10 protein-coding genes are annotated in these 10528 nt (G+C 62.4%); all 10 read right to left on the reverse strand.

Translation table 11 applies throughout. The annotated features are described in order from the left end of the window. Nucleotides 1–109 precede the first annotated feature (109 nt). A complete protein-coding gene (locus tag RMO25_RS13335; RefSeq protein WP_309663089.1) occupies nt 110–781 on the reverse strand; it encodes a c-type cytochrome in 672 nt (223 codons plus the stop codon). 40 nt (nt 782–821) lie between these two features. After that, a complete protein-coding gene (locus RMO25_RS13340; RefSeq protein ID WP_309663090.1) occupies nt 822–1328 on the reverse strand; it encodes a nuclear transport factor 2 family protein in 507 nt (168 codons plus the stop codon). Between the two features lie 18 nt (nt 1329–1346). After that, nucleotides 1347–2495 (reverse strand): copper resistance protein B, encoded by a 1149-nt coding sequence (locus tag RMO25_RS13345; protein WP_309663091.1) that lies wholly within the window; start codon nt 2493–2495, stop codon nt 1347–1349. After that, nucleotides 2492–4447 carry a copper resistance system multicopper oxidase gene (locus RMO25_RS13350; RefSeq protein ID WP_309663092.1) on the reverse strand — a complete coding sequence of 652 codons (1956 nt, stop codon included), beginning with the start codon at nt 4445–4447 and terminating at the stop codon, nt 2492–2494. The genes RMO25_RS13345 and RMO25_RS13350 overlap by 4 nt, the downstream gene beginning before the upstream one ends. Before the next feature lie 79 nt (nt 4448–4526). Further along, on the reverse strand, nt 4527–4751 hold the full coding sequence (locus RMO25_RS13355) for a hypothetical protein (protein ID WP_309663093.1): 225 nt from the start codon (nt 4749–4751) through the stop codon (nt 4527–4529). A gap of 35 nt (nt 4752–4786) precedes the next feature. Then, nucleotides 4787–5185 carry a hypothetical protein gene (locus RMO25_RS13360; protein ID WP_309663094.1) on the reverse strand — a complete coding sequence of 133 codons (399 nt, stop codon included), beginning with the start codon at nt 5183–5185 and terminating at the stop codon, nt 4787–4789. Then, nucleotides 5154–5561: a Cu(I)-responsive transcriptional regulator gene (gene cueR / locus RMO25_RS13365; protein WP_309663095.1), complete on the reverse strand. Its 408-nt coding sequence runs from the start codon at nt 5559–5561 to the stop codon at nt 5154–5156. Before cueR ends, RMO25_RS13360 begins: the two co-directional genes overlap by 32 nt. Continuing rightward, nucleotides 5558–7906: a heavy metal translocating P-type ATPase gene (locus RMO25_RS13370; RefSeq protein WP_309663096.1), complete on the reverse strand. Its 2349-nt coding sequence runs from the start codon at nt 7904–7906 to the stop codon at nt 5558–5560. Before RMO25_RS13370 ends, cueR begins: the two co-directional genes overlap by 4 nt. Before the next feature lie 369 nt (nt 7907–8275). Further along, nucleotides 8276–9100 carry a hypothetical protein gene (locus RMO25_RS13375; RefSeq protein ID WP_309663097.1) on the reverse strand — a complete coding sequence of 275 codons (825 nt, stop codon included), beginning with the start codon at nt 9098–9100 and terminating at the stop codon, nt 8276–8278. Nucleotides 9101–9207: 107 nt separating this feature from the next. After that, the coding region (locus RMO25_RS13380) for a CpaF family protein (RefSeq protein ID WP_309663098.1) at nt 9208–10528 on the reverse strand (1321 nt) is incomplete at its 5' end.

Consider the following 10528-nt stretch of genomic DNA (forward strand, 5'->3'; position numbering starts at 1 on the left):
CCCACCATTTTTTCAGTGACTTAGCGGTGGATTCAAGTTTGCGATCACAGCTGTCGGCTGGTTCAGAAGATCTCCCCGTTGGTTGATTGATTTAAAGGCGGAGCCCCCGCTAGTCGGCGTGTGGTTTGGTGCCCTTGGGATGGCTGTGACCCGCCGGCGTGGGCTTCGCTGCCTCGCCGTTTTTCATTCCCGCCATACCCGACATGCCAGGCATGGCCTTCATCATCTCGTCATGGTCGGCCGGTGCGCTCGCCAGGGCCGCCTGATATTGCTTGGGCGACATCTTGGGCAGCGCCCGAGCGAAGGCGACCATGTCCCAGATGAGGTTGTCATCGTGGGTCTTGCCCCATGCGGGCATCGCACTCAATTTGACGCCATGCTTGATGATCCAGAACATTTCGGCGGGCGTATGGTTGATTCCACGAGCAAGCTCGGGGGCTGGCGGGTAGAGTCCCTGGCTCATCTCGGACGGCTCGACGCCCGGGCCGAGGTGGCAGCCGGTGCACATCTCCGAATATAATCCCGCGCCGGTTGCAATGCGCTTCGGATCGCCGAAATCCGCGGGCAGGACAATGTTGCGTGCATGGTGCCGAATGGCCCGCTCCCGCATCTGATCGAGGGTCATGTAAACGAGTTTGGAATGGGGTGCGTCGGCACCGATATTGTAAACGCCGGCGTAAATGAACGCGCCGGCAAAGCCGGCGATCACCAGCAGGAGCACTAGAACGAAGGCAGTGCTTGGCAGGTGGCGGTGGAGGTCGAGAAACTTACCGTTGGCCATGTCGTGTTTCCTGTTCGTGCGGGGATTTCGCTTTCGGTAGTTAGGATGCAGTTGGCCGCCTGGCGGAGTTGTGCATCGAGATGATCTTCCACTGCCCACCGACCTTTTTCAGGACGCTGGTCGCGACGCCTAGACGCTCCGCGATCTCGCCCTTTTTGGTTTCGATCCGATAACGGTAGCTTTCGTTCGCAAGCGCCAGCGCGCCTTCAAAGCGGACATCAACCTTGTAATCGAAAAAGCGGAAGCTCTTGAACTCGGCCAGTTCAGGGGTCAGGTGATGGGCGAGGTAGTTCGCATAAGTGCCCTCGACCCCTCCGGTTTCAAAGATCGTCGAGTTCGCGGCGAAAAGCCGGTCGGTGCCGCTGGGATCGAGGCGCTCCATCGCCGACTGATATTTCGCCAGGACTGCGCGGACGGCCGCCGTTTCGGCGGTGTTGGCGACATGGTCCGCGACGAGAGCGGGACGCGCTTTCGCTGGGTGCGCCGCCGCTGGAACTCCGATTGAGGTCATCGAGGCAACAGCCACGAGCGAGATCATCACTTTCATGTTCGTCTCCCTTTCGATTTAGAACCAGAACCGGACGCCGGTCAGCAAGCTCAAGCCGCCCGGATCCCTGCCCGCTTCACGCAGGAAACGCCGGGTATCGCCGAACGTTTGGCGATACTGGACGCCAACATAGGGCGCGAACTCGCGGCGAATGTCGTAACGGAGCCGCAGGCCGATTTCGGCGTCGCTGAGACCAGCGCCGGTGCCGGTCGCGCGTGTGCTCTGCACGGCGAAGTTGAGCTCGGCGCGTGGCTGCAAGGTCAGCCGTTGGGTGATCCGCTGATCGTAATAGCCCTCGGCCCGCGCCAGTAACTCGCCCTTGTTCGACAGGAACAGGGCGCCTTCGAGCTCGAAGAAGCGCTGGGCGAGACCCTCGACCCCGATCGTCGCATAGACCCGCGACGGATTGGGTTTGAAGTCGTAGCGAAGGCCACCTTGAAGGTTGAAATATGGGCCGATGGCGTGACTGTAGAGCGCCTGGACCTCGGCTCTTTCAATCGACTGGCCGAAGTTGCCATCGCCTTCGCTCTTGACCCACAGCCGGTTGATGTCGCCGCCATACCAGACCTCGCCGTTCCACTCGAAGCCGTCACGGCCGTTGCGGAACTGCGCCTCGGCAAGGTTGAACATGACCTGCGCCAGCTTCTGCCCGCCGTGGAACATGTTGAGGTGATGGACGCCCATGTGCATCGCCTCGGCGCCATAGACCGCATCCGCGGCGCGATCGGTCGGGACCGGAGGCGGCGGCGCGTTTCCAGCCGGAAGGCTGGTGCCCTCCGGCGCAGCATTGTCCATGGCGCCCATGTCGTGGCCCGCCGGCATGTCCATGCCCGGCATCGTGCTCATGTCATGGCCCGCCGGCATGTCCATGCCCGGCATCGCCCCAATGTTGTGACCAGCCATCGGATCCGCTTTCGCGGGGCTTGGGCGTTTGTTGGGCATGGCTTTCCTGGCCGACGCCGCCTTGGCCCCAGCCTTCTTGACGCCAGCCTTTGTCGCCGCCGGTTTCTTCGTCGCCGGCTTTTTCGCGGTTGGTTTCTTCGCAGCCGGCTTCGTGGTGGGCATTGGCATCGTCATGCCAGGCATGTTCATCTGCGCTGCAGCGGGAGCAGCAATGGCGAAGGCTGCCGCGGCGGCCAGTAACCGGCCAAGGTTGGGGCGCGTCATGCGGCTTCTCCGGTCGTCGCGCGAACGGTGACGACGCGCATCATCCCGGCGGCCATGTGGTAGAGGTTATGGCAATGAAACGCCCAATCGCCGGCTGCGCTGGCGGTCAGGTCGAACGTCATCTTGCCCCCGGGTGGGACATTGACCGTATGCTTGCGCGGACCAAAGGCGCCGTGCCCGGTCACCAGCTCGAAGAAATGGCCGTGAAGGTGGATCGGGTGCGGCATCATCGTGTCGTTGATCAGGGTCACCCGCACCCGTTCGCCCAGCCGGAACGGGATCGCGGCCGCAGGCTCGCTCATCTTCACCCCGTCGAATGACCACATGTAGCGTTCCATGTTGCCGGTTAGGTGAATGTCCATCGACCGCGATGGCGCCCGGACGTCGGGATTGCGGTTCAACGCGACCAGATCACGGTAGACGAGCACGCGGTGATCGAGCCCTTCGAGGCCGACCGGCGGCTCGCCGCTGCGATCGGTCGGCATCGGCGAGATGGTCTGCACGCCGGGGTCCTTCCTGACCTGCGGGGCGTTGTTGAAATCGCGCATGTTCATCGACCCATGGTCCATCCCAGCCATCGATCCTGACGATCCTGCGGGAGCGGATGCGGAAGCACCATGCCCCAGCGCCGAATGATCCATGCCGGTCATCGCGCCCATCACCGGGGCCGCCGCGTTGGATGCTAGGCTGCCGTGATCGGTCGGCTCTTTCCAGCCGGTCAGTTTCCACAGGTTGCGCGATGCGTTCTGCTCGGCGGATGGATCGACTCCGCGAGCAGCCGCGGGATTGAGCGCATTCGGCATGTCCATCCCGGCCGTGCCGCCGTGATCCATTCCGCTCATCCCCATGTCGGCCATGGTCAGCAGGGGGCGTGGACGCAGTGGCGGCACCGGCGCAATCATCCCCGCGCGCGGGGCGATCGTCGCGCGGCCCAATCCCGATCGATCGATCGATTCGCTGACAAACGAATAAGCGCGATCCCGCGGCGTGACGATCACGTCATAGGTTTCCGCAACCCCGATCTGGAACTCGTCGACGGTCACCGGGCGGACGTTCTGGCCGTCGGCCTGGACAATCGTCATCGGCAAATCGGGAATGCGGACGTTGAAGTTGGTTTGGGCGGCCGCGTTGATGATCCGCAGCCGGACTCGTTCGCCCGGGGTGAACAGGCCGGTCCAGTTGTCGAACGGGCCGTAGCCGTTGACGGTGTAGTTGTAGGTCGAGCCGGTGACGTCGGCGATGTCGGCGGGGTCCATCCGCATATTCGCCCAGTCGCTGCGCTCCGCCGCGCTCAGGTCGCGGCCGGCCAGCTGGCCCGACAGCGTCAGGCGCTGCAGGTTGAAATACCCACCACCCATCTGCTTGAGCTTCTTGAAGATCGTCGCGCCGCTCATTGGGCTATGGTCCGACAGGACGAGCACATGCTCACGATCGAAAGCGACGGGGTCGGTGCCCGCCGGATCGATCACGATCGGGCCATAGAGACCGCCCGCCTCCTGATAGGCGGAATGACTGTGATACCAGTAGGTCCCGGTCTGGCCGACTTCGAACTGATAGTCGAACGTCGAATGCGGCTTGATCCCCGGAAAGCTGATCCCCGGAACCCCGTCCATCGCGAACGGCACCAGCAGTCCATGCCAGTGGATCGAACTGTCCTCATCGAGCGTGTTGGTGACCCTCAGCCGGACATTCTGTCCTTCCCTCAGTCGTATCAGGGGGCCAGGAACCGTGCCGTTGATGCCGATTTTCCGGCTGACCTGGCCATCGACCCGGACCGCCACTTTGCCAATCGACAGCGCAATGTCGGCGCCACTGACTGTCGGAAGCGGGGCCAGGCCCGGTGAAAGTGGTTGTGCCCATGCGGGCATGACGCCGGCAAGACCGGCGCCAGCGCCGCTGAAGGCTGCGGCGCGCAGAAAGTCGCGTCGCTTAAGTGCGAGTTTGTCGAACATCGATATTCCTTGCGATGCCATGGCGAGCAAATCGATCCGGCCGGGGGCGCTCCTGAACGCCTCCGGCCGTCACGCTTGCTTACATCTTGTGGTTCTGATGCGGATCGGCCGCCGGAGCTTTGTCCCCCGACTGCATCATGTCATGTCCGGCATGTTTCTTGCCGGCCATGTCCTTGCAGCAATCCATCTTGTCCTTCATTTTCTCGCAGCAGTCCGCCTGTGGAGCGGGTGCCGGAGCCGCCTGGGCATGAGCCACGGCAGGGAGGGCGATCGTCAAGGCGATCGTAGCAAAAAGCGTCTTCATGTCAGTACTCCGTGAAATCGAGTGAAAGGTCGACTTCACGCGGCTCGCGGAGGCGGTGTGGCGAGCTTGGCGAGGTAACTATGGGGAGATTGCTCACTGCCGGGCCGGGCCATCGCGCGGGCAAAAACGAGCGGTTCGCACGGCGAGGCCGGCGCCACCGCGATGGCCGTGCACATCGCGACGCAGCACGACTTGGTATGGGTCTTGTCCGTTGTTCCGCTCGAAGACTGCCCGCCACAATGCCCCGTGGCCTTCATCTGGCTGTGGTGATCCGAAGGCATGGCAGCCATCGCGCTCCCCGATCGCATGGCAAAGGGCGAGAAGAACATCGCGAAGGCGATAAGAATCGCGAAGACGGATCTAAGGCTCACTCGAGCCACATGCGCCTCAAACGATTGTTTTTCAACGCGTCGGCTCATGGCCGCCTTCTTCAAGATCGTGAAGGATCGGGCAGTCCGGTCGATTGTCGCCATGACAACTGGCGGCGAGATGTTCCAATGTCCTGCGCATCCCGTCCAACACCGAGATCCTTTTGCGCAGTTCAGTCGCGCGCGCCAAAGCGAGTAACTTGACGTCGGCGCTCGACCGGCCGCGGTCGATCCATAGCGCGAGAAGCGCGCGGATGTCTTCGATCGGAAAGCCAAGATCGCGGGCCCGGCCAATGAAGCGCAGCGTATGCAGATCGCGGTCGTCATAGTCACGATAGCCGGAGTCGCGTCGAGCCGCCTCGGGAATCAATCCGATTTTCTCGTAATGCCGGATCATCCTTTGACTGACACCCGATGCCGAAGAGACTTTCCCGATCTTCATAAACGCACGCCTCGCAGGCGGAGCGAGTTGCCGATGACGGTGACCGAACTGAACGCCATCGCTGCCCCGGCAATAATCGGGCTGAGGAGGATCCCGAACACCGGATAAAGCACCCCGGCTGCAATCGGAACACCCGCGGCATTGAATACGAAAGAGAAGAACAGGTTCTGCCGGATGTTGCGCATGACCGCGCGACTGAGGTGGCGCGCGCGCACGATCCCACCAAGGTCACCCTTGACCAGGGTGACCGCGGCGCTTTCCATTGCCACATCGGTGCCGGTGCCCATCGCGATCCCGACATCGGCTGCCGCCAGAGCAGGGGCATCGTTGATGCCATCGCCAGCCATGGCGACGCGCCGCCCTTCCTTGCGGAGCTTTTCGACCATCGCCTGTTTTTGGTCGGGCAGGACGTCGGCGAAGATGTCGTCGATCCCGCCGATTCGGCGGGCCACGGCTTCGGCGGTGCGTCGATTGTCGCCCGTCATCATGACGACCCGGACGCCACTCTTGCGAAGCGCGGCGACCGCGGCGGCGGCGGTGGCCTTGATCGGATCCGCGACCACCAGCAATCCGCCGAGCTTTCCGTCAACCGACACAAACATCACGCCCTGGCCTTCGGCTCGGATTGCGTCCGCTTCGGCGTCGAGCGGCGTCGTATCCACGCCAAGGTCGGCGAGCATCGGCTTGTTGCCGAGCGCGATTGCGCGATCCGAAACCGTCCCGCTCACGCCCTTACCGGTATGCGAGGCGAAATTGGTCGCATCGACGACCGCAAGGCCGCGCTCCTCCGCCCCATCGACGATGGCCGCCGCAAGCGGGTGCTCACTGCCCTTTTCGAGCGATGCGGCGAGGCCGAGCAACTCCTGTTCGTCGAATGCGGCCGCGGCAACGACCTTGATCAGGCGTGGTTTGCCCATCGTTAGCGTGCCCGTCTTGTCGACGATGAGCGTGTCGATCTTCTCTATCAGCTCCAACGCTTCGGCATTCTTGACGAGGACACCAGCGCTCGCGCCGCGTCCGGTCCCGACCATGATCGACATCGGGGTCGCCAGGCCAAGCGCGCAAGGACAGGCGATGATCAGGACCGCAATGGCATTGACCAGCGCATGAGCAAAACGCGGTTCGGGGCCGACCAGCGACCAGACAATGAAGGTGACAGTCGATGTCATCACCACTGCCGGCACGAACCAGGCCGAGACCTTGTCGGCCATCGCCTGGATCGGCGCGCGCGAGCGCTGGGCTTCGGCGACCATGCGGACGATCTGCGACAGCATCGTATCCCGGCCGACGCGCTCGGCCCGCATGAGCAATGCACCGGTTCCGTTGACGGTCGCTCCCGTCAGCGGGTCACCGGCGGTCTTTTCGACCGGGACTGGCTCGCCCGAGATCATCGACTCATCAACCGAGCTCCGACCCTCAGCGACAATACCGTCGACCGGCACTTTCTCGCCGGGACGAATACGCAGAATGTCGCCGACTTGGACCAGGTCGAGCGCAATGTCCTCGTCCCGACCATCGCTTACGCGGCGGGCGGTCTTCGGCGCGAGGCCGAGCAAGGCGCGGATCGCTTTCCCAGTTGCCGAGCGCGCGCGAAGTTCCAGCACCTGGCCCAGCAGCACCAACGTCGTAATGACCGCGGCAGCCTCGAAATAGACGGGAGCACGGCCGCCCATTGTGCGGATAGAAGCGGGGAATGCTGTTGGGGCGACGGTCGCCACGAGACTGTAACCATAGGCCACACCCACGCCGAGCCCGATCAGCGTGAACATGTTGAGGTTGCGTGATTTGAGCGATGCCCAGAAGCGCTCGAAGAACGGCCACCCGCCCCACAAGACCACCGGCGTCGCCAGCGCCAGCTGCAGCCAGATCGAAATGCTCATGGGGACAAGCGTCCAGCCAAAAATCTCTGCGCCCAACGTCAGGAAGATAAGCGGAACAGAAAGCGCGGCGCTGATCCACAAGCGGCGGCTCATATCGACCAGTTCGGGATTCGGTTGATCATCAAGCGACGGTTCCATTGGCTCCAGCGCCATGCCGCAGATCGGGCAGCTTCCCGGCCCCATTTGCCGTATCTGGGGATGCATCGGGCAGGTCCAGATCGTGCCTTGCGGGACATCATTCGCGCCGATCGCCGCCGGGTCGGCCTGGCCGTGCAGATAGCGATGAGGATCAGCGTTGAACTTTGCCAGGCAGTCTGCGCTGCAGAAGTGATGCTCGTGGCCCTCAAACTCGACGTGATGAGGCATTTTGGCCGGGTCGACCGTCATTCCGCAGACTGGATCCTTCGCCGTCATGTCCCTGACATCTCCGATGTGGCCGTGCGCGTGAACCGATTGTTGGTTCATTCCAGCAGCTCGACCTTTCGCAATCGAACACACCGTCGACCTTGACATCATGTCAGGGTCAAGCGCTTTCACGATTTGCGTCTGCAACCGCATTCAAACTTTGCAATCGCACTGCACCTCGTTTCGTTGATTTGCGACGCACATTGGTCGACTGGTTCAATGTGCACTCGAACGATTGTCGAAACGCGTTCTAGTTGGGCAAATCGGGTATTTCACCGCTCAAAAACACGCAAATACCGCAGATTTGCGTGCGGCGCTGGTGTTGGCATCGCCGGGGTCGCAAGTTCAATCCTTGCCACGTCCACCATTATTCTCTCGATAAACCAATATTTTGGTTGTGCTTGTTCCGCGCACCACACGCTGCCGCGGTCAAACGGCCATGATCTGCCGGGCCAGAGCGTGCCAGGCGGGCGTGTTCCACAACAGGTTGACGATCACCGCACAGGGCAGCGTGACCGCGAACCAGATCCAATAGGCCCGGTGCAGGCTATGGTTTCGGATCACATCCCACACCAACATCGGCGACACCGCGAGAATGGTATACAAATCGACCGACACCGGGCTTGCGGGTAAGGCGGTCGGTAACCAGGGTATGCGGTCGATGCCGGCCGGCAGCGCCATCACGGTCGCCAGGATAATCATCCGTTTGTGCAACCCGGCATTCCCTTTTCGCGCCCGCAGGCCAATCGCCAGGAACAGCGGAAACAAAATCCCGATCCGGATTTGAAGTAGCAGAATATTCTCTTTGATTGAGAGCAATTCCTGCAGCTTCGCGCGCGCATTCGGCGGCGCCGACTGCAGCGCGTTCCAGGTTTCGTGATACATGGTTGGCGCGAGGACGAAGCCGACGGCCACAAGAGCCCCGGCAAGCGCCATCCCCAGGATTCCAAGGCGCATGTGCAGTTCCCGGCGGCCCGTTGCCATCAGCGACGTCTGAGCCAGCAGCAGGAGCAGGAATGACCCCATCAGCACCGCGTGCATGTGCAGCACCAGCGGGAAAGGCGGCCGCGCCCCGGCGCGCACCATACCGACCTTCATAATCGAGTCGGGAATGAACCCCGCCAGTGTGATCGCGATAAACCACGCCGCCATGAACACGAAAATCCAGCGATCGACCGCGTGCGCACGCGGCGTCCCCGACAGAACGTCGGGCCGCGGCTCGACCTTCGTATATGCGCCTGCAACCGTCGCCATCGCGTGCTCCCCCTGAGCCCGCAGCCAGACTAACATTTTAAAAGTTTAACGGGAATGCCGGAATGTCGGATTTCGACGCAATGACCCTGCGCTGGTGCTCGCCCGAGTTAGAGGCACGCTTCCAAGTAGGGCTGGTCGAAGCCGAACTGCTTGGCTTTTTCGAGCGTGTAGGGACGCAGACCCATCGAGCGATACTCGCCGATGATCTTGCCGTCCGAGCTTTCGTCGAGATATTCGAATTTGAACAGTTCCTGGGTGACGATGACGTCGCCCTCCATGCCGATCACCTCGGTGATGTTGGTTGTCCGGCGCGAACCGTCGCGCAAGCGCTTAACCTGGACGATGAGGTCGACCGAATCGGCGATCTGGCGCGAAATGGCTTCCTTCGGGATCTTGATGTCCGACATCATCACCATGTTTTCCATCCGCGCCAGGCATTCGCGCGGGCTGTTGGAGTGCAAGGTGGCCATCGAGCCATCGTGGCCGGTGTTCATCGCGGCCAGGAGATCGAAGCACTCCTGACCACGAATTTCGCCCAAGATGATGCGATCGGGACGCATACGCAACGCGTTGATGACGAGGTCGCGAATGGTGATCGCGCCCTGGCCTTCGAGGTTGGCGGGACGGGTTTCAAGCGGCAGCCAGTGCGGTTGCTGCAGCCGGAGCTCGGCCGCGTCCTCGATGGTGATGACGCGCTCGCCCGGGTCGATCATCTTCGACAGAGCGTTAAGCATGGTGGTCTTGCCCGAGCCGGTGCCGCCCGAAATGACGACATTCATGCGGCTCGCGCCGGCGATCTTGAGCAGCGTTGCCATTTTCTCCGACATCGAGCCGAAGCCAGTCATCAGGTCGAGCGTGATCGGCTTTTCGGAGAATTTACGAATCGAGATGGCGGTGCCGCGCAAGCTGAGCGGCGGAATGATGACGTTGACGCGGCTGCCGTCCTGGAGGCGGGCGTCGGCCAGCGGCGTGGTCTGATCGACGCGCCGGCCGACCTTGTTGACGATGCGCTGGGCGATCTGGAACAGATGCTCCTCGTCGCGGAACTGGATCTGGGCCAGCTCGAGCTTGCCCTTGCGCTCGACGAAGCATTGGTCGGGACCGTTGACCATGATGTCGCTGACCGCCGGGTCGGCGAGCAGCTCTTCCAACGGTCCGAGGCCGAGCAATTCGTCGACCAGGACTTTTTCGAGCGCGAATTGCTCGCGGCGGTTGAGGGTGATCTTCAGCTCGGCGAGCACCTCGCCGATGATCGGGCGGAATTCCTCGGCCAGCTCGTCCTTGCTGAGCGTCGCCGCGGCTTCGGGGTCGACGCGCTCGAGCAGGCGCGGGAGCACCTGCTCCTTGATCCGGTGCACGGAGGCTTCAAAGCCTTCCGACTTGCTGCTGGCGGCGTCGCCGCTCTGGTTCTGGCGTTGGGTGAGGCGG

The organism is Sphingomonas sp., assembly GCF_031361285.1.
Classification (GTDB): domain Bacteria; phylum Pseudomonadota; class Alphaproteobacteria; order Sphingomonadales; family Sphingomonadaceae; genus Sphingomicrobium.

Bases quoted from the DNA above. Each gene is read 5' to 3' on its own strand.
- RMO25_RS13340 (WP_309663090.1), bottom strand. From the start codon at position 1,328: ATGAAAGTGATGATCTCGCTCGTGGCTGTTGCCTCGATGACCTCAATC.
- RMO25_RS13375 (WP_309663097.1), bottom strand. From the start codon at position 9,100: ATGGCGACGGTTGCAGGCGCATATACGAAGGTCGAGCCGCGGCCCGAC.
- RMO25_RS13335 (WP_309663089.1), bottom strand. From the start codon at position 781: ATGGCCAACGGTAAGTTTCTCGACCTCCACCGCCACCTGCCAAGCACT.
- RMO25_RS13370 (WP_309663096.1), bottom strand. From the start codon at position 7,906: ATGAACCAACAATCGGTTCACGCGCACGGCCACATCGGAGATGTCAGG.
- RMO25_RS13350 (WP_309663092.1), bottom strand. From the start codon at position 4,447: ATGTTCGACAAACTCGCACTTAAGCGACGCGACTTTCTGCGCGCCGCA.
- RMO25_RS13345 (WP_309663091.1), bottom strand. From the start codon at position 2,495: ATGACGCGCCCCAACCTTGGCCGGTTACTGGCCGCCGCGGCAGCCTTC.
- cueR (WP_309663095.1), bottom strand. From the start codon at position 5,561: ATGAAGATCGGGAAAGTCTCTTCGGCATCGGGTGTCAGTCAAAGGATG.
- RMO25_RS13355 (WP_309663093.1), bottom strand. From the start codon at position 4,751: ATGAAGACGCTTTTTGCTACGATCGCCTTGACGATCGCCCTCCCTGCC.